The 25,684-nt window shown below is 66.8% G+C and carries 26 protein-coding genes, 1 tRNA gene and 1 pseudogene; 19 read left to right on the forward strand and 9 right to left on the reverse strand.

Going from position 1 to position 25,684, the window contains the following annotated elements; all coding sequences use genetic code 11:
* Positions 1 to 42: 42 nt before the first annotated feature.
* From R2601_RS17700 to R2601_RS17735, 8 genes are all read left to right on the forward strand, one after another.
* Positions 43 to 681, forward strand: coding sequence for a glutathione S-transferase family protein (locus R2601_RS17700; RefSeq protein ID WP_007800807.1), 639 nt, complete (start codon positions 43 to 45; stop codon positions 679 to 681).
* A 13-nt stretch (positions 682 to 694) separates the two neighbouring features.
* Complete coding sequence (locus tag R2601_RS17705) at positions 695 to 1,906, forward strand: acetyl-CoA C-acetyltransferase (protein WP_007800808.1); 1,212 nt, start codon at positions 695 to 697, stop codon at positions 1,904 to 1,906.
* 17 nt (positions 1,907 to 1,923) lie between these two features.
* Positions 1,924 to 4,125, forward strand: a complete 2,202-nt coding sequence (locus R2601_RS17710) for a 3-hydroxyacyl-CoA dehydrogenase NAD-binding domain-containing protein (protein WP_007800810.1) — start codon at positions 1,924 to 1,926, stop codon at positions 4,123 to 4,125.
* A 154-nt stretch (positions 4,126 to 4,279) separates the two neighbouring features.
* Positions 4,280 to 4,567 (forward strand): putative quinol monooxygenase, encoded by a 288-nt coding sequence (locus tag R2601_RS27065; protein WP_195903859.1) that lies wholly within the window; start codon positions 4,280 to 4,282, stop codon positions 4,565 to 4,567.
* Positions 4,568 to 4,828: 261 nt separating this feature from the next.
* Complete coding sequence (gene trhA / locus R2601_RS17720) at positions 4,829 to 5,470, forward strand: PAQR family membrane homeostasis protein TrhA (RefSeq protein ID WP_007800814.1); 642 nt, start codon at positions 4,829 to 4,831, stop codon at positions 5,468 to 5,470.
* A 300-nt stretch (positions 5,471 to 5,770) separates the two neighbouring features.
* On the forward strand, positions 5,771 to 6,556 hold the full coding sequence (surE, locus tag R2601_RS17725; protein ID WP_007800815.1) for a 5'/3'-nucleotidase SurE: 786 nt from the start codon (positions 5,771 to 5,773) through the stop codon (positions 6,554 to 6,556).
* The gene (locus tag R2601_RS17730; protein ID WP_007800817.1) at positions 6,553 to 7,197 is read left to right on the forward strand and encodes a protein-L-isoaspartate(D-aspartate) O-methyltransferase; all 645 of its coding nucleotides are present in this window, start codon (positions 6,553 to 6,555) and stop codon (positions 7,195 to 7,197) included. Before surE ends, R2601_RS17730 begins: the two co-directional genes overlap by 4 nt.
* Positions 7,198 to 7,257: 60 nt before the next feature.
* On the forward strand, positions 7,258 to 8,490 hold the full coding sequence (locus R2601_RS17735; RefSeq protein WP_007800819.1) for a peptidoglycan DD-metalloendopeptidase family protein: 1,233 nt from the start codon (positions 7,258 to 7,260) through the stop codon (positions 8,488 to 8,490).
* Between the two features lie 89 nt (positions 8,491 to 8,579).
* Here R2601_RS17735 and R2601_RS17740 read toward each other — a convergent pair whose 3' ends face one another.
* The 4 genes from R2601_RS17740 to R2601_RS17755 are packed head-to-tail and all read right to left on the reverse strand — an operon-like array spanning position 8,580 to position 11,121.
* Positions 8,580 to 9,419 (reverse strand): ATP-binding protein, encoded by an 840-nt coding sequence (locus tag R2601_RS17740; protein WP_007800821.1) that lies wholly within the window; start codon positions 9,417 to 9,419, stop codon positions 8,580 to 8,582.
* Positions 9,416 to 10,417, reverse strand: coding sequence for a twin-arginine translocase subunit TatC (gene tatC, locus R2601_RS17745; RefSeq protein WP_007800823.1), 1,002 nt, complete (start codon positions 10,415 to 10,417; stop codon positions 9,416 to 9,418). Before tatC ends, R2601_RS17740 begins: the two co-directional genes overlap by 4 nt.
* Positions 10,414 to 10,896 (reverse strand): Sec-independent protein translocase protein TatB, encoded by a 483-nt coding sequence (gene tatB / locus R2601_RS17750; protein WP_007800825.1) that lies wholly within the window; start codon positions 10,894 to 10,896, stop codon positions 10,414 to 10,416. Before tatB ends, tatC begins: the two co-directional genes overlap by 4 nt.
* A gap of 6 nt (positions 10,897 to 10,902) precedes the next feature.
* Positions 10,903 to 11,121 (reverse strand): twin-arginine translocase TatA/TatE family subunit, encoded by a 219-nt coding sequence (locus tag R2601_RS17755; protein ID WP_007800827.1) that lies wholly within the window; start codon positions 11,119 to 11,121, stop codon positions 10,903 to 10,905.
* A gap of 204 nt (positions 11,122 to 11,325) precedes the next feature.
* On the opposite strand from R2601_RS17755, the gene R2601_RS17760 reads away from it, so the two are divergent.
* Both R2601_RS17760 and R2601_RS17765 read left to right on the forward strand, forming a co-directional pair.
* Positions 11,326 to 11,997, forward strand: a complete 672-nt coding sequence (locus R2601_RS17760; protein ID WP_007800829.1) for a helix-turn-helix transcriptional regulator — start codon at positions 11,326 to 11,328, stop codon at positions 11,995 to 11,997.
* Positions 11,998 to 12,153: 156 nt separating this feature from the next.
* The gene (locus R2601_RS17765; RefSeq protein WP_007800831.1) at positions 12,154 to 13,326 is read left to right on the forward strand and encodes an acyltransferase family protein; all 1,173 of its coding nucleotides are present in this window, start codon (positions 12,154 to 12,156) and stop codon (positions 13,324 to 13,326) included.
* A gap of 15 nt (positions 13,327 to 13,341) precedes the next feature.
* Here the strand turns inward: R2601_RS17765 and R2601_RS17770 are convergent, their stop codons facing one another.
* A complete protein-coding gene (locus tag R2601_RS17770) occupies positions 13,342 to 13,914 on the reverse strand; it encodes a YceI family protein (RefSeq protein WP_007800833.1) in 573 nt (190 codons plus the stop codon).
* A gap of 422 nt (positions 13,915 to 14,336) precedes the next feature.
* Between R2601_RS17770 and rpsF the strand changes: the two genes are divergently transcribed.
* The 4 genes from rpsF (at position 14,337) to R2601_RS17790 (ending at position 16,267) form a co-directional block, all read left to right on the forward strand.
* Positions 14,337 to 14,693: a 30S ribosomal protein S6 gene (gene rpsF, locus R2601_RS17775; RefSeq protein ID WP_007800834.1), complete on the forward strand. Its 357-nt coding sequence runs from the start codon at positions 14,337 to 14,339 to the stop codon at positions 14,691 to 14,693.
* A gap of 25 nt (positions 14,694 to 14,718) precedes the next feature.
* A complete protein-coding gene (rpsR, locus tag R2601_RS17780) occupies positions 14,719 to 14,946 on the forward strand; it encodes a 30S ribosomal protein S18 (RefSeq protein WP_007800837.1) in 228 nt (75 codons plus the stop codon).
* A 12-nt stretch (positions 14,947 to 14,958) separates the two neighbouring features.
* The gene (rplI, locus tag R2601_RS17785) at positions 14,959 to 15,579 is read left to right on the forward strand and encodes a 50S ribosomal protein L9 (protein WP_007800839.1); all 621 of its coding nucleotides are present in this window, start codon (positions 14,959 to 14,961) and stop codon (positions 15,577 to 15,579) included.
* Between the two features lie 289 nt (positions 15,580 to 15,868).
* Positions 15,869 to 16,267 (forward strand): helix-turn-helix domain-containing protein, encoded by a 399-nt coding sequence (locus R2601_RS17790; protein WP_254656064.1) that lies wholly within the window; start codon positions 15,869 to 15,871, stop codon positions 16,265 to 16,267.
* Between the two features lie 25 nt (positions 16,268 to 16,292).
* On the opposite strand, the gene tig is transcribed toward R2601_RS17790, so the two are convergent.
* The gene (gene tig, locus R2601_RS17795) at positions 16,293 to 17,624 is read right to left on the reverse strand and encodes a trigger factor (RefSeq protein ID WP_007800843.1); all 1,332 of its coding nucleotides are present in this window, start codon (positions 17,622 to 17,624) and stop codon (positions 16,293 to 16,295) included.
* Between the two features lie 197 nt (positions 17,625 to 17,821).
* Between tig and R2601_RS17800 the strand changes: the two genes are divergently transcribed.
* Positions 17,822 to 17,895 (forward strand) — tRNA-Gly (locus tag R2601_RS17800).
* A gap of 497 nt (positions 17,896 to 18,392) precedes the next feature.
* On the opposite strand, the gene aroB is transcribed toward R2601_RS17800, so the two are convergent.
* Positions 18,393 to 19,505 (reverse strand): 3-dehydroquinate synthase, encoded by a 1,113-nt coding sequence (gene aroB / locus R2601_RS17805; protein WP_007800847.1) that lies wholly within the window; start codon positions 19,503 to 19,505, stop codon positions 18,393 to 18,395.
* On the reverse strand, positions 19,502 to 20,080 hold the full coding sequence (locus R2601_RS17810; protein WP_007800849.1) for a shikimate kinase: 579 nt from the start codon (positions 20,078 to 20,080) through the stop codon (positions 19,502 to 19,504). The genes aroB and R2601_RS17810 overlap by 4 nt, the downstream gene beginning before the upstream one ends.
* A 96-nt stretch (positions 20,081 to 20,176) precedes the next feature.
* Here R2601_RS17810 and R2601_RS27070 point away from each other — a divergent pair, with 96 nt between their 5' ends.
* The 4 genes and pseudogenes from R2601_RS27070 to R2601_RS17825 all read left to right on the forward strand — a co-directional run bounded on the left by R2601_RS27070 (position 20,177) and on the right by R2601_RS17825 (position 24,325).
* Positions 20,177 to 20,326: a hypothetical protein gene (locus tag R2601_RS27070; RefSeq protein WP_007800851.1), complete on the forward strand. Its 150-nt coding sequence runs from the start codon at positions 20,177 to 20,179 to the stop codon at positions 20,324 to 20,326.
* Positions 20,316 to 21,899: a hypothetical protein gene (locus R2601_RS17815; protein WP_254656065.1), complete on the forward strand. Its 1,584-nt coding sequence runs from the start codon at positions 20,316 to 20,318 to the stop codon at positions 21,897 to 21,899. The genes R2601_RS27070 and R2601_RS17815 overlap by 11 nt, the downstream gene beginning before the upstream one ends.
* A pseudogene (locus tag R2601_RS27585) lies at positions 21,896 to 22,818 on the forward strand (site-specific tyrosine recombinase XerD). The gene R2601_RS17815 and the pseudogene R2601_RS27585 overlap by 4 nt, the downstream one beginning before the upstream one ends.
* 172 nt (positions 22,819 to 22,990) lie before the next feature.
* Complete coding sequence (locus tag R2601_RS17825; RefSeq protein WP_007800856.1) at positions 22,991 to 24,325, forward strand: HlyC/CorC family transporter; 1,335 nt, start codon at positions 22,991 to 22,993, stop codon at positions 24,323 to 24,325.
* On the opposite strand, the gene R2601_RS17830 is transcribed toward R2601_RS17825, so the two are convergent.
* Positions 24,282 to 25,466 (reverse strand): sensor histidine kinase, encoded by a 1,185-nt coding sequence (locus R2601_RS17830; protein ID WP_007800857.1) that lies wholly within the window; start codon positions 25,464 to 25,466, stop codon positions 24,282 to 24,284. The two genes, R2601_RS17825 and R2601_RS17830, sit on opposite strands and share 44 nt — an antisense overlap.
* Positions 25,467 to 25,684 lie beyond the last annotated feature (218 nt).

Below are 25,684 nucleotides of genomic sequence, written 5' to 3' on the forward strand. Positions count from 1 at the left end.
CCGCTCCGGCCCGCCCAAAGGCGCAGCCGAAAGGACGACTGAATGACCATTAAACTCTATTGCTTCGGTGAATCCGGCAATGCCTACAAGGCCGCCCTGCCCCTCGCGCTCTCCGGGCTCGACTGGGCGCCGGTGAAGGTCGACTTCTTCAACGGCGAGACCCGCAGCCCCGAGTATCGCGCGCGGGTCAACGCGATGGGCGAAGCCCCCGTGCTCGTGGATGGCGACGTCAGGCTGACCCAGTCCGGCGTGATCCAGATGTACATCACCGAGAGGACCGGTCGCTTCGGCGGCGCGACCCTCGAGGAGGCGCGCGAGGTGATGCGCTGGGTGTTCTGGGACAACCACAAGCTCTCGAGCCAGGCCGGCATGACGCGTTTCCTGATGAACTTCCTGCCGCAGGACAAGCGCCCGGCCGAGGTCATCGCCTTCACCCAGGGACGCCTGAAGGCCGCCTACCAGGTTCTCGACGCCCATCTCGCGGGGCGCGACTGGATCGTGGGAGACGGCCCGACCCATGCCGATTTCTCCTGCTGCGGCTACCTGTTTTACCCCGAACCCTTCGGCTTCGCCCGCGGCGACTGGCCGGAGATCGATCGCTGGCTGTCGAACATCGAGGCACTCGACGGCTGGAAACACCCATACGACCTGATGCCCGGCTCCCCAGCGGACCGGGCCTGAGAGGAGGAGCAGAATGACTGACGCCTATATTTACGACGCCGTGCGCACCCCGCGCGGCAAGGGCCGCAAGGACGGCGCCCTGCACGAGGTCACCTCGCTGCGGCTGTCGGCGCTGACGCTGAACGCGCTGAAGGAGCGCAACGGGCTCGAGGGTCACGCCGTCGAGGACGTGATCTGGGGCAATGCCACGCAGGTGGCCGAACAGGGCGGCTGCCTGGCGCGCTCGGCGGTGCTGGCCTCGGATCTTGACGAGCGCATCCCGGGCCTGTCGATCAACCGCTTCTGCGCCTCCGGCATGGAGGCGGTGAACCTCGCCGCCAACCAGGTGCGCGGCGGCGCCGGCGAGGGCTACATCGCAGGCGGGGTCGAGATGATGGGCCGCGTTGCCATGGGCAGCGACGGTGCCGCCATCGCGGTCGACCCGAGCCTCGCCATGAAGACCTATTTCGTGCCGCAGGGCATCTCGGCCGATATCATCGCCACCGAGTACGGTTTCTCGCGCGACGATGCCGACTCCTTTGCCGTCGAAAGCCAGCGCCGCGCCGCCGAGGCCTGGGGCGACGACCGCTTCTCGCGCTCGGTGATCACCGTGCGCGACCAGAACGGCGTCGCCATGCTGGACCGTGACGAGTACATGCGCCCGGGCACCGACATGCAGTCGCTGGGCGGGCTCAAGCCCTCGTTCAAGGAGATGGGCGAGGTGATGCCGGGCTTCGATCAGCTGGCGCTGATGAAATACCCGCATCTCGAAAAGATCGAGCACGTGCACCATGCCGGCAACTCGAGCGGCATCGTCGACGGCTCCGCCGCGGTTCTGATCGGCTCCAAGGCGTTCGGCGAGGCGCACGGACTCAAGCCGCGCGCCCGCATCCGCGCCACCGCCAAGATCGGCACCGATCCGACCATCATGCTGACCGGCCCGGTGCCGGTAACCGAGAAGATCCTCGCCGACAGCGGCATGGCGATCTCGGACATCGACCTCTTCGAGGTCAACGAAGCCTTCGCCAGCGTGGTGCTGCGCTTCATGCAGGCCTTCGACGTGGATCATGACCGCGTCAACGTGAACGGCGGCGCCATCGCCATGGGCCACCCGCTCGGCGCCACCGGCGCGATCATCATCGGCACCCTGCTCGACGAACTCGAGCGCAGCGGCAAGAGCACCGGGCTCGCCACACTCTGCGTCGCCTCGGGCATGGGCGCGGCCACCATCATCGAACGCGTGTGACGGGAGGACACCAGATCATGAGCCAGGATTTCACCCTGCAGACCGACGCCGAGGGCGTCGCCACCATCACCTGGGACACCCCGGGCAAGAGCATGAACGTGATGAGCATCGAGGGCTTCCAGCAGCTCGACACGCTGATCGACGAGGCCCTCGCCGACGAGGCCGTGAAGGGCATCGTGCTGACCTCTGGCAAGGACGGCAGCTTTGCCGGCGGCATGGATCTCAACGTGATCGCCAAGATGCGCGAGGACGGCGGCGACGATCCCGCTTCGAGCATCTTCGACGGCATCATGCAGATCCACGCGATCCTGCGGAAGATCGAGCGCGCCGGCATGGATGACAAGAACAAGGGCGGCAAGCCGATCGCCTGCGTTCTGCCCGGCACCGCGCTCGGCATCGGCTTCGAGATCCCGCTGGCCTGCCACCGGATCTTTGCCGCCGACAACCCCAAGGCCAAGATCGGCCTGCCCGAGATCATGGTCGGCATTTTCCCCGGGGCCGGCGGCACCACGCGGCTGTCGCGCAAGCTTGGCGCCATGGCGGCCTCGCCCTTCCTGCTCGAGGGCAAGCTCTCGGACCCGAAGAAGGCCAAGAGCGCCGGGCTGATCGACGAGGTGTCCGAGGATCCGCTGGCCGACGCCAAGGCCTGGGTGCTGGCGGCCAGCCCCGCCGACATCGTCAAGCCGTGGGACGCGAAGGGCTACAAGATGCCCGGCGGCGCGCCCTATCACCCGGCGGGATTCATGACCTTCGTCGGCGCCTCGGCCATGGTGAACGGCAAGACCAAGGGCGTCTACCCGGCGGCCAAGGCGATGCTCTCGGCGGTCTACGAGGGGGCGCTCGTGCCCTTCGACACGGCGCTCAAGATCGAGGCGCGCTGGTTCACCAACGTGCTGCTGAACCCGTCGTCGAGCGCGATGATCCGCTCGCTCTTCATCAACAAGGAGGCACTCGAGAAGGGCGCCAACCGCCCCGACGTGCCGGACCAGAAGGTGAAGACGGTCGGTGTGCTCGGCGCGGGTATGATGGGCGCCGGCATCACGCTGGTCTCGGCCATGGCCGGGATCGAGGTGGTGCTGCTCGACCAGTCGCTCGAGGCGGCTGAGAAGGGTAAAGCCTACACCGCCTCCTACATGGACAAGGGCATCGCCCGGAAAAAGGCCACGCCGGAGAAGAAGGACGCCGCGCTCTCCCTCATCACCGCGACCGACGATTACGCCCAGCTTGCGGGCTGCGACCTGATCGTCGAGGCGGTGTTTGAGGACCCCAAGGTCAAGGCCGAGGTGACGCAAAAGGTGCTCGAGCACGTGGGCGAGGACTGCATCTTCGCCACCAATACCTCGACCCTGCCGATCACCGAGCTGGCGAAGGCCGCGAGCAATCCCGAGCAGTTCATCGGCATCCACTTCTTCTCGCCGGTCGAGAAGATGATGCTGGTGGAGATCATCAAGGGCAAGCCGACGGGCACCCGTGCCGTGGCCAAGGCGCTCGATTTCGTGCGCCAGATCCGCAAGACCCCGATCGTGGTCAACGACGCGCGCTTCTTCTACGCCAACCGCTGCATCATCCCCTATATCAACGAGGGCATCCGCATGGTGGCCGAGGGTGTCGAGCCGGCGCTGATCGAGAACGCCGCCAAGCTCGTGGGCATGCCGCTGGGACCGCTGCAGCTGGTCGACGAGACCTCGATCGATCTCGGCGTGAAGATCGCCAAGGCGACGAAGGCGGCGATGGGCGACGCCTATCCCGACGGCGCGGTCGACGAGGTGGTGTTCTGGATGGCCGACGAGGGTCGTCTGGGACGCAAGGCGAAGGCCGGCTTCTACGACTACGACGACAAGGGCAAGCGCCAGCTGCTCTGGGACGGGCTCGCCGCGAAGTATCCGGTCGCGGACGCGCAGCCCTCGCTCACCGAGGTGCAGCACCGCTTGCTCTTCGTGCAGGTGCTCGAGGCGGTGCGCGCGCTCGAGGAAGGCGTGCTCGAGGACATCCGCGAAGGCGACGTGGGCGCCATCCTCGGCTGGGGCTTCGCACCGTGGTCCGGCGGGCCGTTCTCCTGGCTCGACATCCTCGGGACGCCCTATGCCGCCGAGCGCTGCGACCAGCTGGCAGAGGCCTATGGCGACCGCTTCGCGTGCCCGGCGCTGCTGCGCGACATGGGAGAGGACGGCGAGGGCTTCTACGAGCGCTTCGGCGCACCGCAGGAGGCCGCGGCCTGATCGCGAAACGCAGGTGGGACGCCCCTTCGGGGGCGTCCCGACACGTTTTCTTGATGCGCCCCGACCGTGCAATCCGCGAGATCACGCCTATGTTAGCGACACACGCCGCAGCGCGGCGCAAAGCGTTTTCAACAGCAGATTCACGGAGAGACAGATGACTTGTTCCGTCATGGTCCGCGCCATTCCCCGGCCCGGACAGGATACCCGACTCAAGACCCTCGCCACCCGACTGGCCGAGGCCGCCCGCGTGGAGCCCGGAAACATCCGCTTCGAGGCTCTCACCGAGAAAGGCGGCAGTGTGTTGCTCATGGCCGAATATGAGACCCCAGAGGCCTACGACGCCCATATGCAGGCGCCGCACACGCAGGCGTTCCGAAGGGCGCTCGAGCGCATCGCCGAAGGCAGCCGGGCCACGGTGACCCCGCTTGCGCGGCTCGCCTGACACCCATCGCGAGGCCCGCATACGGGCCTTCTTCCGCCCGGGCGCACCAAGCCTCGCCCGGGGGGCCAGGTGCGTGCTCTCGCCGCGCGCCCACGCGGCGACAGAGCGCTGCCACATTTTAGCCACATTTCCGTATCATCTTGTTCTTCCCTCGCTTTATGCGCCTTTCACCGTCGGCCAACGGGTTTCGGCAGCCTGCTCCGAGACCGCCGTCGCGGCCGCTCCAACAGGAAAGCCGGAGACAAGTCCGAGACGATACGCATGACCCGATACACCCTCCCCCACACGTTGGCCGAACAGATCGCAGATGGTGTCGTGCTGGTGCTGGGCGTGTGTTTCGCGGTCGCAGCGGTCTCGGCGCTGTTCGTCTGGGCAACCCTTGAAGGCGCCCCCGGGGCGATGTGGCCGCTGGTGCCCTACGCGCTCGGGCTGATCGGCAGCTTCGGCTTCTCGGCGGCTTACAACCTGACCCTGCACGCGCCCACACGGGCGGTGCTGCGCCGCTTCGATCACGCGGCGATCTACCTGCTGATCTCGGGCACCTACACGCCGATGGCCCTGCTCGGCATCGGCGGCACCGAGGGGCTGGCGCTGACCGCAGCGTCCTGGACGATCTCGGCCGTCGGCATCACGCTGAAACTGCGCTCGATCCACCGCTGGGCCCGGCTCGGTTTTGCGCTCTACCTCGCCCAGGGCTGGCTCGGCGGCATCGCCGCCTGGCCCTTCCTCAAGGCGTTGTCGCCCGAGGCCCTGATCCTGCTGGTCGCCGGAGGGCTGGTCTACACGGTCGGCACGATCTTCCACCATTCCAACCGCATCCCCTATGCGCGCGCGATCTGGCACGGCCATGTGCTCGCCGCCGCCGCCAGCCACTACGCCGCGATCATCCTCGTCGCGCGCTGACGCGGCGCTGCTTCGGAGGCGGCTCTACGGCTGCGCGCCCCCCCGTCCGGCCTGCCTCCGGCGGGAGTATTTTTGACGAAGAGAAGCCAGGGGCGCAGGACGTCTGTCTTCTCTGGTTTCGAAATACCTCGGGGGTGAATTGGCGCACAGCGCCAAGAGGGGGCAGCGCCCCCTCGGCCTCCCGACACGCGGGATCGATCGAAGACCGCGCGGTGCGCGCCACACTCGGCCAGGGATCGTGCCCGGGCGCTTGCCCCCTTTTGTCACATTGCCTATTCAGGCCGAAAGACAGGGGGTTCCATGCGCATTCTCATCACCAATGACGACGGCATCAACGCGCCGGGGCTCGCCGTGCTCGAGGCCATCGCAGGCGAGATCGCGGGACCGGACGGTGAAGTCTGGACCGTGGCCCCGGCCTTCGAGCAATCGGGCGTCGCGCATTGCATCAGCTATACCCGCCCGATGATGATCGCAGAGATGGGCCCGCGCCGCTTTGCCGCCGAAGGCAGCCCCGCCGATTGCGTGCTCGCCGGCGTGCATGACGTGCTCAAGGACACGCCCCCGGATCTCGTCCTGTCCGGTGTCAACCGCGGCAACAACTCGGCCGAGAACGTGCTCTATTCCGGCACGCTCGGGGGCGCGCTCGAGGCCTCGCTGCAAGGGCTGCCGGCGATCGCGCTGTCGCAGTATCTCGGGCCCGAGACCCGCGATCTCGAGAACCCCTTCGAGGCGGCCGCCACCCACGGTGCCGCGGTGGTGCGTCAGATCCTTTCGGCGCAGGAGACCGGCGGCAGCGATTACCGGCTGTTCTGGAACGTCAACTTCCCGCCCGTCCCGGCGGCCAAGGTCCAGGGCGTGCGGCTCGCGCCGCAGGGCCGCCGCGACGGCACCGGTTTCTCGACCGAGCCGCACCTGTCGCCCTCGGGCCGCCGCTTCCTGTGGATCCGGGGCGGCGATCAGCGCGTCGCTGCCACACCCGGCAGCGATGCCGACGTCAACCTGGGCGGCCACATCTCGGTGACACCGATGCGCGCCGACCTGACCGATCATGCCGCGCTCGCCAGGTTCGAAGGCACCTTCGCATGAGCTTCGACGCCGACGCCAAGATGCAGTTCCTCTTCGCGCTGCGCTCGCACGGGGTCACCGACCAGAGCGTGTTGCAGGCGATGGAGAAGATCGACCGCGGCGCCTTCGTCAAAGGCTATTTCAACGAGCGCGCCTACGAGGACATGCCGCTGCCGATCCCCTGCGGGCAGACCATCTCGCAGCCCTCGGTCGTCGGGCTGATGACCCAGGCGCTGCGTCTCACGGGTCGCGAGAAGGTCCTCGAGGTCGGCACCGGCTCTGGCTACCAGGCGGCGGTGCTGAGCCAGCTGGCCCGCCGGGTCTACACCGTCGACCGGCATCGGCGGCTGGTGGCCGACGCGCGCAAGGTGTTCGAGGCGCTCGACCTGTCGAACATCACCGCCTTCACCGCAGATGGCAGCTTCGGCCTGCCGGATCAGGCACCTTTCGAGCGCATTCTTGTGACCGCGGCCGCCGAGGATCCGCCCGGCCCGCTCTTGGCCCAGTTGCGGATTGGCGGTATCATGGTATTGCCCGTGGGCCAGTCGGATACCGTGCAGCACCTGATCCGCGTCACCCGGACCGAGCAGGGCTACGAGTATGACGAGCTGCGCCCCGTGCGTTTTGTACCGCTGGTGGAAGGTCTGGCAAAGGACAGCTAGGCCGCCCGGCTTCACATCCATGACGTCCCGGCGACAAGGGGCGCATACGAGGACATCGAGATGGACAGCACCCTCCGCTTCCCGCAGATCCGGATTGCCGCGCCGCTGGCGCTCGTGGCCGCGCTCGGCGCCTGTTCGCAGCCGCTCGACTACGACATGCGCGGGCGTATGGGCGGCCAGATCGACACCAGCGAAGCCGCGCTCGCCGCTGTCGGCGACCGCCCGCAGGCCGACAATCGCGGCGTGATCTCCTATCCCAACTACCAGGTCGCGGTCGCGCGCAACGGCGACCGGCTGGCGGATGTTGCCAACCGGGTTGGCCTCCCCGCCGGCGAGCTCGCGCGCTACAACGGCATCGAGATCAACGATCCCCTGCGCGCCGGAGAGGTCATCGCCCTGCCCCGCCGCGTCTCTGAGCCGTCGCCGGCCACGGGCGCTCCGACCACCGGCCCGATCCGGCCTGCGGGCGAGGTCGACATCACGACGCTGGCCAGCAGCGCCATCGACAATGCCCCGGCCTCCTCCCGCCCCGCCACGACGCAAACGGCACCGTCGGGCAGTTCCGGAGTCGAGCCGATCCGTCACAAGGTCGAGCGCGGCGAGACCGCCTATACCGTGGCGCGGCTCTACAACGTGACCCCGCGCACCCTGGCGGACTGGAACGGGCTCGACAGCAACTACACGCTGCGCGAAGGCCAGTACCTGCTGATCCCCGTGGTCGAGCAGAGCGCCGCGCCGGCGCCCACGTCGGTCACCACCGCGCCGGGCACCGGCTCGCCGACGCCGCAGCCGCCCTCGGCAGCGCAGCCCCTGCCCGATGACCAGCCGTCGCTCGCCACGACCAACGTCGCCGGCGCCGCAAGCGCGCCCGCGGCAGCCGCAGCCACCGCGCCGAAACCGGTCGCCGATATCGGCCAGAGCCAGGCCGCCGCCAGCACCAGCGCCTCTGCCGCCATGCAGATGCCGGTGAGCGGCAGCATCATCCGCGAGTACTCGGCCAACAACCAGGGCATCGACATCTCGGCCCCGGTGGGCACCGCGGTGAAGGCCGCGGCCAGCGGCACCGTGGCGGCGATCACCACCAACACCGACAACGTGCAGATCGTGGTGATCCGCCACCCGGACGAGCTGCTGTCGATCTACACCCATCTCGACAACCTGACCGTCTCGAAGGGCGATGCGGTGAGCCGCGGCCAGAGCATCGGCAAGGTGCGTCCGGGCGATCCCAGCTTCCTGCATTTCGAGGTGCGCAAGGGCTTCGACAGCGTCGACCCGATGACCTACCTGCGCTGAAATGCGAAAGGCGAAGACTTTTCGTACGAAAAGTCTTCGCCCCTGGCACGTCCGCGACGCCCGGAAGATTTTTCGCAGGAAAAATCTTTCTAAAGCGCCACGCCCCGGCGTCCTGCAAGATCGGTGAAGAACTGCCACGCCACCCGGCCCGAGCGCGCGCCACGGGTGGCCTGCCACTCGATCGCCTCGGCGCGCAGCTCCGCTTCCTCGACCGCCACGCCATATGCGTCGCAATAGCCGCGGATCATCGCGAGATACTCGTCCTGCGAGCACGGGTGGAAGCCCAGCCACAGACCGAACCGGTCCGAAAGCGAGACCTTCTCTTCCACCGCCTCGGACGGGTTGATCGCCGAGCCACGCTCGTTCTCGATCATGTCGCGCGGCATCAGGTGGCGCCGGTTCGAGGTGGCATAGAACAGCACGTTCTCGGGGCGGCCCTCGATGCCACCGTCCAGCACCGCCTTGAGGCTCTTGTAATGCTGGTCGTCATGACTGAACGACAGGTCGTCGCAAAACAGCACGAAACGCTTGTCAGAGGCGCGCAGGAGGTTCAGCAGCCGCGCCACCGAGCCCAGATCCTCGCGCTGAAGCTCCACCAGCTTCACGTCCTCGCCGGCGTCGCGCACGGCGGCGCAGACGGCTTTCACGAGGCTCGACTTGCCCATGCCGCGCGCGCCCCAGAGCAGGGCGTTGTTGGCCGGCAGACCGCGCGCGAACTGGGCGGTGTTGGCAAGCAGGGTGTCGCGGGTGCGCTCGATGCCCAGAAGCAGGTCGAGCGGCACGCGGTTGACCTTGGCGACCGGCTCGAGCCGGTCTGGATCGACATGCCAGACATAAGCCTCGGCAAGATCGAAATCAGGGGCGGCGAGCGGCGCCGGAGCCATGCGCTCCAGCGCCGCCGCGATGCGGGAAAGATCCGTATCGGTCACGTCTTGTCCTTGTTCCTGGACGTATCGTCATCCGGTTCGTCGTCGTCCTCGTCGAACTCCTTGAACATCGGATCGTTCTCGGTGTCCGGCTCGTCCTCGAACCACAGACCCTGTTCCTTGAGCTCTTTCTCACGCTTGCGCTCGACGATGCGGACGAGGAAGATCGAGACCTCGTAGAGCCCGTAGACCACGGTGAACAGGATCACCTGCGTGGTCACATCCGGCGGGGTTACCAGCGCGGCCAGCACAAGGATCGCCACCATGGCGTATTTCCGCACGCTGCCAAGGCCCTGCGCCGAGACCAGCCCGGCCTTGCCCATCAGCGTGAGCAGAACCGGAAGCTGGAAGCACAGCCCGAAGGCGACGATGAACTTGAGCGTGATATCGAGGCTCTCGTTGACCTTGCCGAAGAAGGTGATGCGGATGCCATCGGCGGTCTCGGGGACCACCGCCGGCTCGGAGGCGGCGGGGACACCGGCCACGCCGTCGCTGACGCTGGTGGCGGCATTCGACAGCAGGTTGGCAAAGATCGACGACACGTCGGCAAAGCCGAGGAAGAAGGCCATGGCCAGCGGTGTGACGACGAAATGCGCAAAGCTCGCACCGAGCAGGAACATCACCGGCGAGGCGATGAGGAACGGCAGGAAGGCGCCCTTCTCGGACTTGTAGAGCCCGGGCGCCACAAAGCGCCAGAGCTGGTGGGAGATCACCGGGAAGGCCAGCCCGAAGCCGAACACCATCGAGATGCGGAACAGCGTGAACAGGTATTCCTGCGGGCTGGTATACTGCATCGTCGGCGACGGATCACCGAGCTGGCGCAGCGTCGCCTCGATCGGCCCGAGTAGGAACTGCAGGATCGGCTCGGCCACTGTGAAGGCCAGCACGATGCCGATGATGAAGGCGATCACCGAGCGGATCAGCCGCGTGCGCAGTTCCGCCAGATGCTCGATCAGCGGCGCCGAGCTGTCCTCGATCTCATCTTGGTCCGTGTGACTCATTCCTCACCGTCTTTCTTGAGAGACGCTTCCAGCTCCGCCGCCTTGGCGGCGGATTCCTCGGCGCGCTTCTGCGCCGCCTCGGCCTCGCGGCGCTGGCGGTCTGCGGCAGAGCGTGCGGCACTTGCCTCGATGCGCTTCTTCGCCGCTTCGCGCTCGGGATCGAGCGCGTTCGGGTCCTCCTTGAGGCCCTCTTTCTTCTTTTCCGGCGTCGGGTCGGTCATCGCGCGCGCCGCATCCTTCACCCCGTCCATCGCCGATCCCATCGGGTTGGTCGCGGTCTTGAAGGTCTTGGCGACATCGCGCACGCCGCTTTCATCTGCGGCATCGTTCATCGCGCGAGTGAACTCGCGCGCCATGCCGCGGGCCTTGCCCATGAAGCGGCCCACGTTGCGGAACAGCACCGGCAGGTCCTTCGGACCCACCACGATCAGGGCAACGATGCCGATGACCAGAAGCTCGGACCAACCAAGATCCAGCATCTGGGATTACACCTTGTCTTTTTCGTCTTCGGCGGGCGTGACATCCTTGGCGCTGTCCGCCTTTTCGTCCTCGAGCTCTTTCTTGCCGTCGTCGACGCCCTTCTTGAAGGCGGTGATGCCCTTGCCGACTTCGCCCATGAGGCTGGAAATCTTGCCGCGGCCGAAGAGCACGAGCACGACGACGGCGATCAGAAGAAGGCCCGGAAGGCCGATGTTGTTGAGCATTGTCTTCTCTCCAGTGGCGGGCGCCCTCAAGGGCGTCCGGTAAACTCTCTGACCCGATCTCTACGGCCTCGCGCGGGGCGCCGGAAGCGGCCGGGCGCGTTTGCGCGGCGTTGAGCGCAGAAATATGCGAAGCACTTTGACACTATTATGTCAGGAGGGCACAGTGACCTTAGATCCGCCCCGCGCGGCACCGAGGAGAGCGCGATGAAAAAGACCGACAGGCTTTATGCCCTGATGGAGCAGCTCAAGGACGGGCGCCTTCACACTGCCGAGGCGCTCGCCGAGCGCTTCGGCGTCTCGGTGCGCACGATCTACCGCGACATGGACGTGCTCATGGCCTCGGGCGTGCCGATCGAGGGTGAGCGCGGGCGCGGCTACACCGCGCGCGGCGGCTTCACACTGCCACCGCTGACCCTCACCGAGACCGAGCTCGAGGTGCTGCATCTGGGCCTCGCCGCCATCGGCGCCGGCGCCGGCGAAATGCCCGAGCTGGCCCAGGCGGCGCAGAGCCTCTCGGCCAAGATCGATGCGGTTCTGCCCGAGGAGGGTGCCCCCGAGCCCGGCGCCTTCGGGTTCGCCAGCTACCCGTTCCACGAGGCCGCCGAGGGCTTTCGCCACATGCCCGCGGTGCGCGCCGCGATCCGGGCGCGGCAGCGGCTGCGCATCACTCTGATGGGCGACGGAAGCGCGCTCGAGATCCGTCCGCTGCGGCTGGACTACTGGGGCCGGATCTGGACCTGCGTGGCGTGGAACGAAACCACGGGCGCGTTCGACAGCCTGCGGCTCGACAGGATCACCGCGCTCACGCCCCTGCCCGGCCTCTTCGTCGACGAGCCCGGCAAGCGGCTGGCCGATTACGAGGGCCGCAAACCGTGACGCACGACGCACGGGGCGCGAAATTCCCGCGTCTTGCCGCAGCTCTGCCATGACTCGCCCCCGTTTGCGCTGTTAAGCATGGCACGGGGGCAACGCGACCGGCGCCAGTCTCCGGGAAACCGGGCCGGGCGCCGCAGGGATTGAAGTGCAGACGTGATGAGTGATGCCACCGGCCATGCCGCCTACCGCGCCCGCAGCCATTTCCGCTGCCTCGACGGTCTGCGTTTTCTCTGCATCGCGATGGTGCTCTGGCATCACGCCCAGCCGGTGCGCGATCCGGACTGGCAAATCCTCGACCGGGGTTTCCTTGGCGTCGACTTCTTCTTCGTGCTGAGCGGCTTTCTGATCACCACCCTGCTTCTGCGCGAGCGCGCACGGAGAGGGAGGTTCTCGCTGCGCAACTTCTACATCCGCCGGGCGCTGCGCATCTTGCCGGTCTATGGCTTCGTGGTGACGGCGCTCTGCGCCTACTACATCCTCGTGAAGGGCGAGACCGAGTACCTGCAGGCGGTGCCGTTCTACTATCTCTTCCTGTCGAATTTCCTTACCGAGCACGTGCCGACGTTGTCGATCACCTGGTCGCTTTCGGTCGAGGAACAGTATTACCTGATCTGGCCGCTGCTGCTGATGCTGCTGCCGAGCCGGTTCTGGGTGCCGGTGGCGCTGGCGCTGGTGGCGCTGAACGTGGGCGTGGTGATGATGCCGCCCGCCGACCCGCCACTCACCGCGGGACCGCTGGTCTTCCGCATGTTCAACGCGACCTACGCGCCGATCATCCTCGGCTCGCTTGCCGCGATCCTGCTGCACCGGCCCGGCAGTTATGACCGGCTGCGCCCGCTTTGCGCCCATCGCGCGACACCGCTGGCCGCGCTCGCCCTGATGGCGCTGATCATGCAATTCGCCCCGTTCGACATGCGCGGACTGCAGAACCTCGCGATCCATCTTCTGATGACGCTGACGCTGATGGCTCTGGTGGTCCGCGAGCGCGGCGCGCTGCAGGATGTGCTGGCCCGCCAGCCCCTCATGCGGATCGGACAGGTGAGCTACGGCATCTACCTCTACCACCTGATCGCGCTCGACCTGACGGCGCGCCTCGGTCTCGGCCTCGGCATTCCGGGCATCATTGGCGAGGGCCCGGCCCTCTGGCTGCTGCTCATCGCCTATTCACTCGGGTCATGGGCCATGGCCGAGATCAGTTTCCGCACGCTCGAGGCCTGGTTCCGCCGGTTCCGCCCGAACGAACGCCCGGCCGAAACGGTTGCGGCAGAAAAAGACCCCCGGCAGCAGATGCAAACCGGGGGTCCCACGGGGAAACAGGTTACTCGCTAAGGAGCAGGTCCAGCCTTACTCGGCCTTCATCGCCTCGAGCGAGATCTCGAGCTCGACCTCGTCGCTGACGTAGGGTGCGAAAGCGCCGACATTGTAGTCCGAGCGGACCAGGGTGGTGGTGGCCACGAAACCGAGCCAGGGCTTGCCTTCCATCGGGTGCTCGCCCGCCTGGGTCAGGGTGGTGTCGAGCACGACTTCCTTGGTCACGCCGTTCAGGGTCAGGTCGCCGGTGATCAGCGCGGTGTTGTCGCCGGTCACTTCGATTCCGGTGGAGGTGAAGGTCACCATGTCCTCGTCGGTCGCGCCGAAGAAATCGTCGCTCATGAAGTGCTCGAAGCGGGCTTCCCAGCCAGTGATCATCGAGCGCACCGGGAAGGACACTTCCACCGAGGAGGCCGCCGGATCTTCGGCGTCGTAGGAGATATCGCCCTCAAAGCCCGAGAACATGCCGTAGCCGGTCGAGAAGCCGAGGTGGTTGTAGCTGAACACGATCTGGGCGTGGCTCGAGTCGATCTCGTAGGCCTCGGGGGCGGCGGCGGCGGCGATCGGTGCTGCGGCGACGAGGCCGGCGAGAAGAAGGGATTTCATACGATGGGCTCCACTGGTTGGGTGCGTGTTTTCGATGACAGAAAGATTGGGGCAATGCTGCGCCGCCGCAACTGCAGCTCCTCCCACAGAGTCTGTTGAAAAATGAACAGCGGCACCGTGCATTCGTGCGAGGGCCCGCCGACGGGGCGCCTGATGCGCGGGGCTCCGCCGGCATCCACTGGGGCGTCCCCGTCCCGGCGGCGCGGAGCTTGCTTGGCTTCTGGATCCGCGAACCAGTGGCGCGGCAGTTGGGGCCATCCAGCGATCCTCCGCCCTGCCCGTCTTGGCCCTTGATCCCCCCGCCGATAGGTGTATACGGGCGCATCCCTCCGCGAGACCGTATGAACCGCGCAGTCTCTCGTGGGCAGGAGTGGAGAGGATGCCTGCCCTATGAAATGCGCCTTGATAGAAATGGAGCTCACATGCCGCTTTACGAGCATGTCTTTATTGCGCGTCAGGATCTGTCCAACGCGCAGGCCGAAGGCCTCGTCGAACATTTTGGCACCGTCCTCTCGGACAACGGCGGCAAGGTCGTCGAATCCGAGTACTGGGGCGTCAAGACGATGGCCTACAAGATCAACAAGAACCGCAAGGGCCACTACGCCTTCCTGAAGACCGACGCTCCGGCGACCGCGGTTCAGGAAATGGAACGCCTGATGCGCCTGCATGACGACGTGATGCGCGTCCTGACCATCAAGGTCGACGAGCACGCCGAGGGCCCGTCGGTCCAGATGCAGAAGCGTGACGAGCGTGACAACCGTCGCGACCGCCGCAACTGATACCCTGAGAAAGAGGAGTTAAACCATGGCTGCAAAACCGTTTTTCCGCCGCCGCAAGGTCTGCCCCTTCTCGGGCGACAATGCACCCAAGATCGACTACAAGGACACCAAGCTGCTGCAGCGCTACATCTCGGAGCGCGGCAAGATCGTGCCGTCGCGCATCACCGCAGTGTCCGCCAAGAAGCAGCGTGAACTGGCCCGCGCCATCAAGCGCGCCCGCTTCCTCGCCCTGCTGCCCTACGTCGTGAAATAAGGAGGCACTCGCATGCAAGTCATTCTTCTTGAGCGCGTGGCCAAGCTCGGCCAGATGGGCGACGTCGTCGACGTCAAGCCCGGCTTCGCCCGCAACTACCTGCTGCTGCAGGGCAAGGCGCTGACCGCCTCGAAAGAGAACATCGCGCATTTCGAAGCCCAGAAGGCTCAGCTCGAGGCCCGTAACCTCGAGACCAAGAAAGAAGCCGAGGCGCTGGCAGAAAAGCTCGACGGCCAGCAGTTCGTCGTGATTCGCTCCGCCTCCGATGGCGGCAACCTCTACGGCTCGGTCACCACCCGTGACGCCGCAGATGTCGCCACCGAGGAAGGCTTCTCGATCGACCGCAAGCAGGTCATCATCCGCCTGCCGATCAAGGAACTGGGTCTGCACGAAGTCGAGGTGCACCTGCACCCCGAGGTCATGTGCGTGATCGAGCTCAACGTCGCACGTTCGCCCGAAGAGGCCGAGCTGCAGGCATCGGGCAAGTCGATCCAGGAACTGGCGGCCGAGGAAGAGGCCCAGGCCGAATTCGAGATCTCGGAACTGTTCGACGATCTCGGCGCCGCCACCTCGGACGATGGCGACCTGGTCGAGACCCCCGAGGGTCAGGCCGAAGAGGCTCGCGAAGACTGAGCCATCCGGCTCGGCCCATCGCCGTGAATGTCGAAACCGCGCCGGTCCTCCGGCGCGGTTTTTCTTTTGGGCGTGTCTCCGCCCCCGCCATTACTCAAACAGGCGTCATATTCGAAAGAAACAATATCACGCTATGAATGGCTCAAATCAGCGGCCCAATAAACAAACTATCAAATATAGATAAAACTCTGTGGTTTTCGTTGCCTTCAGTCTCGGAATGTCAGACAGGCGATACGCCGGGACACGCCAGGGGCGTCGCCCGGTCGGGGGAAGACAGAGGAAAAGACACGTGACTTTGGAAGAGCGCATCCGTGCGCAGCTGAGGCTTTACCGGCGCAGCGCCGGCCTCACTCAGAACGAACTTGCCAAGCGCATCGGCGCGCATGTCCAGCAGATCTATCGATATGAGACGGGCGCGGGGCGGATTCCCGCGGCACAGCTCTGGCTGATCTCTCAGGCGCTGGACATGCCTCTCGATCAGTTCTTCATCGACGCGGACATGCCCGTGTCCGAGCAGGAACAGGCGGTGTTCGACGACGTCCGCACTGCCGCGACCCTGCTGCGTCCGCTCGCGCCGGAACAGCGCAACGCGGTGATCGAGCTGCTGCGGACCATGGCACAGGGCACGCAGGCAAAGAAAAAGGCTGCCCCGCAAGCGGAACAGCCTCTTCGGGCGACGGGGTGCTGACGCACCCCGCCAGCCGAACCTTGGATCACTCTTCGTCGAGCGCTTCGACCGCGGTCTGAAGCTCTTCCTTGGTGACCTCTTTCTCGGACACCTTGGCCTGCTCGGCGATGTGGTCGATGACCTTGTCCTCGAAGATCGGTGCGCGCAGCTGCTGCTGCATCTGCGCGTTCTGGCGCACGAAGTCGAAGAAGGCACGTTCCTGGCCCGGGTACTGGCGAGCCTGGTTCATGATCGCCTGGGTCATCTCGGCATCGGTCACTTCGACTTCGGCCTTTTGACCCATCTCTGCGAGCAGCAGGCCAAGACGCACGCGGCGCTCGGCGAGGCTGTTGTGCTCCTCGGTGGGCTCGATCTCGCCGTGGTCGTGGCCGTGATCTTCCGGGTGCTCTTCGTGGTAGAGCTGGTGCGCGATCTGCTTGGCCTCGGCCTCGACCAGGCTCGGCGGCAGGTCGAAGGTGACCAGAGTGTCGAGCTTGTCGAGCAGGCCGCGCTTCATCACCTGACGGGCGGCACCGGCATACTCGGCCTCAAGGCGCTCGCGGATCTGGCCCTTGAGACCCTCGAGATCCTCGGCACCGAACTTCTTGGCCAGCTCGTCGTCGATCTCGGCGGCGACCGGCTCCTTGACGGCCTTGACGGTCACGTCGAACACGGCGGCTTTGCCGGCGAGGTTCTCTGCGCCGTACTCTTCCGGGAAGTTCACTTCCACGGCCTTCTCGTCACCGGCCTTCACGCCGGTCAGCTGCTCTTCGAAGCCCGGGATGAACGAGCCCGAGCCCAGCACCAGCGGGTAATCCTCGGCAGCGCCGCCTTCGAAGGCTTCGCCATCGACCTTGCCGACGAAATCGATCACGACCTGATCGCCGTCCTGCGCCTCGGCGCCCTCGGCCCGGTCGTTGAAATCCTGCGCGGTCTCGGCGAGCGAAGCCAGCGCCTCGTCGACGGCCGCGTCATCGGCCTTGACCACGAGCTTTTCGATCTCGACGCCGGAAAGGTCGACCTCGGGAACCTCGGGGAGCTTCTCGTAGCTCATCGCCACGTTGACGTCCTCGCCCTCTTTCCAGTCCTCGTTGGTCATCTTGACCTCGGGCTGAAGCGCCGGGCGGTCGCCGCTGTCCTCGAAATGCTTCGACATGGCTTCGTCAATCGCTTCCTGCATGGACTCGCCCATCAGGCGCTGGCCGAACTGCTTCTTCAGCAGCGGCATCGGAACCTTGCCCTTGCGGAAACCCTTCATCTCGATTTCGGGCTGTGCCTCGGCCAGCTTTGCGTTGACCTTTGCGTCCAGCTCCTCGGCGGTGAGGATCAGCTCATAGGCGCGTTTCAGACCTTCATTCAGCGTCTCGGTGACCTGCATACCATCTTCCTTGGTTCTTGCGCGGCCCCGTTCTTCAAAGCCGCTCGTCTCTGTCGAATTTGCGGTCTTCTATGCGTCCCGGCCCATGCGTGCAAGGCGGATTCGCCTGCCGCGGCGCGGCAATGGCGGCCCGCCGCGCGCGTCGGCGCATATCCCGCTTGCCTAGGCTTGGCCGGTGCAGTAAGCAATCGCCTGTCGCGGGTGTAGCTCAATGGTAGAGCAGCAGCTTCCCAAGCTGACGACGAGGGTTCGATTCCCTTCACCCGCTCCAGTTCTCCGACATCGAGATTGCCAGAGCGGCACGCAATGTGCCCGGATCTGCCCGCGTGTGCCGTGGCCTGGGCCGGCGGGTCGTATGAGGCTGACCCCGCGAACATGCCGCCGCGAAGTCCGTTCGACATCGAGACCGCAGGCCCGTCCCGGTCGCGACGCCGTCTCTCGCATCTCGCACAGGCGCGAGAGGTCAGCCGCCCGGGCGCCCCGGGCGTGCCGATCTTCAGAACCGCTTGCCGCGGATCAGTTGGGCAAGCATGCCGTTGCGGGCCGGCAGGAAGCAGCAGGCAAGGACGAAGCGGAACGGGTCGATGACCATCATGACGGATCCCTCCAGTGACGCGGACGAGGCAGCGCCGCACCACCCCCGGCGCGGCTCAGGGCGGACGCTAGCCGCGTCAAGAATCGATTCCATGACGATTCGGGCACGATCCTGCGACGGAAGGAGCTGAAACGGTTAATCGAGGGTTAAAGCAGCCGGCGGCAGGGTCGGGCTCAGCGCCCGGCCAGCCCGTCCGACAGAACCTTGAGCACCGTCTCGCGCGGGGCGTCGGCGGTCACGAAGGCCTGTCCGATGCCTCGGGCAAGGATGAAGCGGATGGCGCCGTCGACCACCTTCTTGTCCTGCCCCATGAGATCGTAGAGCGCCTCGGCGCCGGGAAGCTCTCCCGGGATGTCGGCCAGATCCGCCTTCATCCCCATCGCCTTGAGATGGGCGCGCAGCCGCGAGGGATCCTCCTGCGGGCAAAGCCCCAGCCGGGACGACAGCTCGAAGGCCAGAGCGCAGCCGATCGCCACGCCTTCGCCATGCAGCAGCCGGTCGGAATAGCCGGTGGCGGCCTCGAGCGCGTGGCAGAAGGTGTGGCCGAGATTGAGCAGCGCACGATCACCCTGCTCGGTCTCGTCGCGCACCACGATCTCGGCCTTCATCTCGACCGAGCGCGTCACCGCGCGGGTCAATGCGGCCCGGTCGCGCGAGGCGACCCCTGCGGCGTTGGCCTCGAGCCACTCGAAGAAGGCGGCATCGCCCAGCAGGCCGTATTTCACCACCTCACCATAGCCGGCGAGGAAATCGCGGGTCGTCAGGGTGTCCAGCACGCCGATATCGGCCAGCACCAGCGAGGGCTGGTGGAATGCGCCGATCAGGTTCTTGCCGGAGGGCGAATTGATCCCGGTCTTGCCGCCGACCGAGCTGTCGACCTGCGCCAGAAGCGAGGTCGGGATCTGCACGAAACGCACGCCGCGGCGCAGGATCGCGGCGGCAAATCCGACGAGGTCGCCGATCACACCACCGCCAAGTGCCACCACCACGTCGCGGCGCTCGACCTTCTGCGCAAGCAGCCACTCGGTGACGTGCTCGAGCTCGCGCCAGCACTTCGTCGCCTCTCCGGGCGGCAGCGACAGCGCCTCGCAGGCGATGCCCTCGGCGGCGAGCGCGCCGCGCAGGGTCTCGAGATGGGCGGCCGCGACGGTGGCGTCGCTCACCACGACAACGCGCGGGCGGCGCAAGAGCGGCGCGATCTCCGCCCCGGCGCGGGCCAGAAGCCCCTCACCGATCCGTACGTCATAGGCCCGCTCGCCAAGCGCCACATGCACCGTTCCGCTCATTCCGTCTTGTCCTCTTGCAATACATCCGAACGCGCCTTCAGCGCCTCGATCACCCGCCCGGCCATCGCCTCGACCGTCTTGGCCTGCTCGGAGGTCACGGTCACGTCGGCCATCGCATAGACCGGCACGCGCTGCTCGTAGATCTCGCGCAGCGTGGCGTGCGGATCGGGGGTGCGCAGCAGCGGACGCGTGTTCTTGTGCTTCACGCGGTTCCACAGCACCGGCAGCGCGGCATCGAGCCAGACGGCCACGCCGCGTTCGGTGATCATCTTGCGGTTCGCGGCGCTCATGTAGGCACCGCCCCCGGTCGAGAGCACGGAAGGCGTGCCATCGAGCAGCCGCGAGATCACCTGGCTTTCCTTCTGGCGGAAGAACGGCTCACCATCGCGTGAGAAGATCTCGGCGATGGTCATGTTGGCGGCAAGCTCGATCTCGGCGTCCGAATCCCGGAAAGGAACATGCAGCGCTGCCGCAAGTGCCTTGCCCACGGCGGTTTTTCCAGCCCCCATCATCCCCACGAGAACCACGGTCTTTCGAAGCTTCAGTGCCTGCACGCTTGTATCTCGGCCATCCATCGCCAATGTTACCTTTCGAGGCCGTGAATGACGTGAGTTTGCCGAAAAGGCTAGGTATAAGTTCGGAAAAAGACACGAGGCAGGACGACCGATCGCATGGGACGTATCATCAAATGGCTTTTCATCCTACTGATCCTCGGCGGGATCGCGCTGGTGGGATATGCCTATATCGGGCCGTTCTTCGGCGCCGATTTCTCACCGCCGCAAACCGAGATTCGCGAGCCCGTGGAGCTTGATGCGAACTAGGATCCTGACACTTGCGCTCGGGCTGGGCGTGGCCTCGGCGACTGTCGCGCAGGACGCGCAGCGGCCGATGTCGGCCATCGACTGGCTCGATGGCGGCGACAGCAACGCGCCAGCGGTGCTGCGCCCCTCGCCGCTGCGCAATCCGCAGCCCTTCGGCGTGCCGCTCGACGAACCGCCGGTGGCCAGCTCAGTGCAGCGCCCCGAGGTCGAGAGCGCGCCGCTTGGCGAACCCACCGCCGAGGCGGTGGGGCTGTTGCCGATGTCCGTCACCGGCCTGCCGCGCAACCTCTGGCGAAGCAGCGAGGTCGACACCCTCGCCGAGCTCATCGAGGAGGTCGACCCGGCGGTGCCGGCGCTCTCGGCCCTGCTTTTCACCCTGCTGCTGGCCGAGGCCGATGCGCCCATCGGCTCCGGCGAGGGCGCACCGCTGCTTGCGGCCCGGCTCGACCGGCTGATCGAGGAAGGCGCGGTCGATCCCGGCCTCGCGCTGATCGAGCGCGCCGGCGGCGCCACCAGCGCCGATCTCTTCGCGCGCTGGTTCGACCTCGCGCTGCTGGCCGACAGTCCCGACGCAGCCTGCCGGGTGCTGCAGCGCCAGCCGCAGCTGTCCGACGATCTGGCCACGCGGGTGTTCTGCGATGCTCGCAACGGACGCTGGGATCATGCAGTGACGGTGCTGGGCACCGCCGACGCGCTCGACCAGATCAACGACCGCGATGCCGAGCTGCTGCTCCGCTTCGTCGAGCCCGGGCTGGTTGACGAGGGCAACCCGGTGCCGCCGCCGGCACAACCCACACCGCTGCAATTCCGCCTGTTCGAGGCGGTGGGCGAGACCCTGCCCACGCAACCCCTGCCCCGCGCCTTCGCTGCCGCCGATCTCAGCGGCACCAGCGGCTGGCGGGCGCAGCTTCTGGCCGCCGAACGGCTGGCCGCGCATGGCGCGCTGTCGGCCAACCGTCTGCTGGGGCTCTACTCCGAGCGCAGGCCCGCCGCGTCGGGCGGCGTCTGGGACCGCGTCGCCGCGGTGCAGGCGCTCGATGCGGCGCTGAACGAGGGCCGCGAGGACCTGATCGGGCCGGCGCTGGTTTCGGCCTGGGGCCAGATGCGCAGCGCGGGCCTGCTGGTGCCGTTCTCCGAGCTTTTCGGCGAGCGGCTGAGCGAGCATACGCTCGAGGGGCGCGCAGGTCGGCTGGCGCGCCGCGCCGCGCTGTTGTCGCCGGGCTACGAGACCGCCGCACGCGCGCTAGACGAGACAGGCGGCCGGCTCGGCCTTTCCGCGACCATCGCATCCGGTCAGGCTCCCGATCCGCTGCCCGAGGCCGCCTTCGAGGCCGCCGTGGCGCGCGCCTGGGACGATCCAACCCCGCCGGCCGAGCTGGCGCGGCGGCTGCAGCAGGGCAAGCTCGGCGAGGTGGTGCTGCGCAGCATGGCGCTGTTCGAGACCGGCGCCGCCGGCAATCACCAAGACCTGACCGAGGCACTGGCCACCCTGCGCGCCGTCGGGCTCGAGGACACCGCACGCCGGGCCGCCATCGAGCTGCTGATCCTCGAGGAAGAGGGCGCGCTGCGATGAGCGCCGCCAACTGGACCGGCGCCTTTCTCGAGGCACAGGCCGCGGAACGCGGTGCCGCCGACAACACGACCGCCGCCTATGCCCGCGACCTCAACGATTTCACCGGCTGGCTGGCGGCACGCGGGCACGGGCTCGACACCGCGCAGCGCGCCGATGTGGAAGCCTACCTGATCGAGTGCGAGGCACAGGGGCTCGCCGTCTCGACCCGGGCGCGGCGGCTGTCCTCGATCAAGCAGCTCTACCGCTTCGCCTTCGAGGAAGGCCTGCGCGAGGACAACCCGGCGGTACAGATCTCGGGCCCCGGCAAGAGCAAGCGCCTGCCCAAGACGCTGTCGATCGAAGAGGTCGACCGGCTGCTGCAAGCGGCCACCGAGCACGGCCGCACCGAGGATGACGGCGGCGCACACCTGCCTGATGCAGCTGCTCTACGCCACGGGCATGCGGGTGACCGAGCTCGTCACCTGCCGCTTCGGCGGCGCGCGGCGATCCGCGCATGCTGCTGATCCGTGGCAAGGGCGGCAAGGAGCGCATGGTGCCGCTCTCGCCCCCGGCGCGCGAAGCGCTGGCGGCGTGGCTCGCCTGCCGCGATGCCCAGGACGAGGCCGGGCGCGCCAAGGGCAAGCCGGGCTCGCCGCATCTGTTCCCTTCGCGCGGCAAGGCCGGGCACCTGACCCGCCACGCCTTCTATCTGCAGATCAAGGACATGGCGGTGCGCGCCGGCGTGTCGCCCGCGAAGGTCACCCCGCACACCCTGCGCCACGCCTTCGCCACCCACCTGCTGCAGAACGGCGCCGACCTGCGCGCCATCCAGACCTTCCTCGGCCATGCCGACGTGGCCACCACCGAGATCTACACCCACGTGCTCGAGGAGCGGCTGCGCGAGCTGGTGCTCGATCATCACCCGCTCGCCCGCGAGTGACCCGCCGGGACACTTGCCGCCGACGCCGTGCAAGGAAAGCTCAGGCGGCCTGAAAAACGCGCGCCCGCCCCCGGCCCTATTGCCACTGCGCCGGCGCCGGCCTTGAACCGCACCCGTGCGCACCCCATAACGTCCCGGACCACCGGACAGACCCAGCAAGAGACGCCCCCCAATGGACGCCACCACCGCCGCCGCCTCCGGCACCGATCTCACCCTCTGGATCACCGCCGGGGCCATCGCCCTGCTGATCCTGATGTCGGCCTTCTTCTCGGGCTCCGAGACGGCGCTGACCGCGGCCTCGCGCGGCAAGCTGCGCGCGGCGCAGGATCGCGGTTCCAAGGGCGCCGACACCGCGCTCAAGATCACCGAGGACAACGAGCGCCTGATCGGCTCGGTGCTGCTGGGCAACAACCTCGTCAACATCCTCGCCACCTCGCTGGCCACCACGCTGTTCACCGGCCTCTTCGGCGACAGCGGCGTGGCGATGGCGACGCTGGTGATGACGCTCCTCGTGCTGATCTTCGCCGAGGTGCTGCCCAAGACCTACGCCATCACCAATCCCGAGAGCGCGGCCTCGAGCGTCGCGCGGCCAATCTCGCTGATCATCCTGGTGTTCTCGCCCATCGTGAGCGCCATCCGTGCCATCGTGCGGCTGCTGCTGCGCGCCGTTGGCGTGCAGACCGATCCCGACAGCCAGATTCTTGCGGTGCGCGAGGAAATCGCCGGTGCTCTGCAGCTCGGTCATTCCGAGGGCGTAGTGGAAAAGGAAGACCGTGACCGCATCCTCGGTGCGCTCGATCTCGCCGAGCGCACCGTCGAGGAGATCATGCTGCACCGCTCGAATATCGAGATGATCGACGCCTCGAGCAGCCCGCGCGAGATCCTCAAGCAGTGCCTCGAGAGCAACTACACCCGTTTGCCGGTCTATCGCGACGATCCCGAGAACATCATCGGTGTGGCCCATGCCAAGGACCTGATGCGCGCCATGTACGAGACCATCGCCAATGCGGGCGACCGCGCCGCCGAGGCCCTGGAGGAGTTCAACATCACCGAGGTGATGATGAAGCCCTATTTCGTGCCCGACACCACGACGCTTGCCGACCAGATGCGCAACTTCCTGCGCAAGCACACCCACTTCGCGCTGGTGGTCGACGAGTACGGCTCGCTCGAGGGGCTGCTGACGCTCGAGGACATCCTCGAGGAGATCGTCGGCGAGATCACCGACGAGCACGACCCCGATGCCGAGCACCAGGTGAAGGCGGGCGACGATGGCTGGTTCTGGCTCGACGGCGCGATGACGATCCGCGATCTCAACCGCGCCACCGACTGGTCACTGCCCGACGACGAGGCCAACACCATCGCGGGCCTCGTCATTCACGAGGCGCAGATGATCCCCACCGTCGGCCAGCGCTTCACCTTCCACGGCTTCCGCTTCGAGGTGATGGAGCGCGAGCACAACCGCGTCACTCGGCTGCGCGTGCGGCCCCTCGAGCCGGTGTCTGGCTGACCCGGCCGACCCGGTCGCTCTCGCTTCGGTGCATGTCGATGGGCAGGTCGGCGCAAAGCTCGAACCCGCCCTCGACGCGGCCCTCGCTCAGCGTGCCGCCGATCTGGGTGGCCGCAGCCTCCATCAGACGTGCCCCGAGAGAGGTCGACGACAGCGAGTCGACCACCGGCTCTGCGCTGCGCATCCGGCCATTGTCGCTGCAGATCAGTTGCATGCGGTTGGGGCCGGTACGCTCGAGGCGGAAACGGATCACGACCTCGTCGCCGCTCTCGGGCTCGGCGTATTTCGCGGCGTTGGCGGCGAATTCGTTGGCGATCACGCCAAGCGCCGCGGCGACCCGGGAATCGACCTCGATGCGGGTCGCGCCCTCGATCTCGACCCGCGTGCCGGTCAGAGCGTTGCGCTGCAAGAGCTGCGCCACCCGCTCGAGATAGCTGTCGAGCCGGACGTGATGCATCTTTGAGGTCAGGTTGAGCTCGGCATGAAGCTGCGCGATGGCATCGACGCGCCGCCCGATCGCGTCAAGCGCGTCCTGCGCCTCGGCATTGGTGATGCGTGAGCGGTAGAGCCGCACGGTCGAGGCGACGGTCTGCAGCGAGTTCTTGACCCGATGATCGATTTCCTCGCGCAGCATCTCCTTGTTCTTCAGTGCGCGCTGAAGATCGAGCTGGCGGATCACCTGGCGCGACATCACCATCAGCAGCTGACGTTGCGCCGGCGTGAGCTTGCGCGGCTTGGTGTCGAGCACGCAGAGCGAGCCGATGCTATGGCCGCTGCGGGTGATGAGCGGTGCACCGGCATAGTAACGCATCTCGGCCAGCACGCCGCAGCAGAGCGGGTTGTCGGCGGTGCGCGCGTCATCCAGCGTGTCCTCGATCTCGAGGATGTCGTCGCCGAGGATGGCATGGGCGCAGATCGACTGCTCGAGCGGCGTCTCGGAGGGCTCGAAGCCATGGCGTGCGCGGAACCACTGCCGGTCCTCGTCCACGAGGCTGATCAGCGCCACGGGCATGTCGAGCATGGTCGCCAGAAGATCGACCACCTCGTCGAAAGCGGGGTCGCGCGCGCTGTCGAGCACGCCGTAGCTTTCCAGCTCGGCGAGGCGCTCGTCCTCATCTTCGTGTTTGGGCGCTAACACCATCTTGGGCTTGTTCCCTCAAGTGACTCCGGCGAGGCACCTTATTGCAATGGCGCGGAGGGTCAACCGCGCTTTGCGACGCGCGAGGCGGGATTTTGCGCGGTATACGACCGGTGGCGCCCCCTGCTCCTGGCCGACGTTTTTTTTGATTAACGTCCCATTGCCCCCACGTAATGAAATCTTCACCAAAAAACGCACCGCTAACATGCAACATCCGGTAT

The organism is Salipiger bermudensis HTCC2601, from assembly GCF_000153725.1.
Taxonomy (GTDB): Bacteria; Pseudomonadota; Alphaproteobacteria; order Rhodobacterales; family Rhodobacteraceae; genus Salipiger; species Salipiger bermudensis.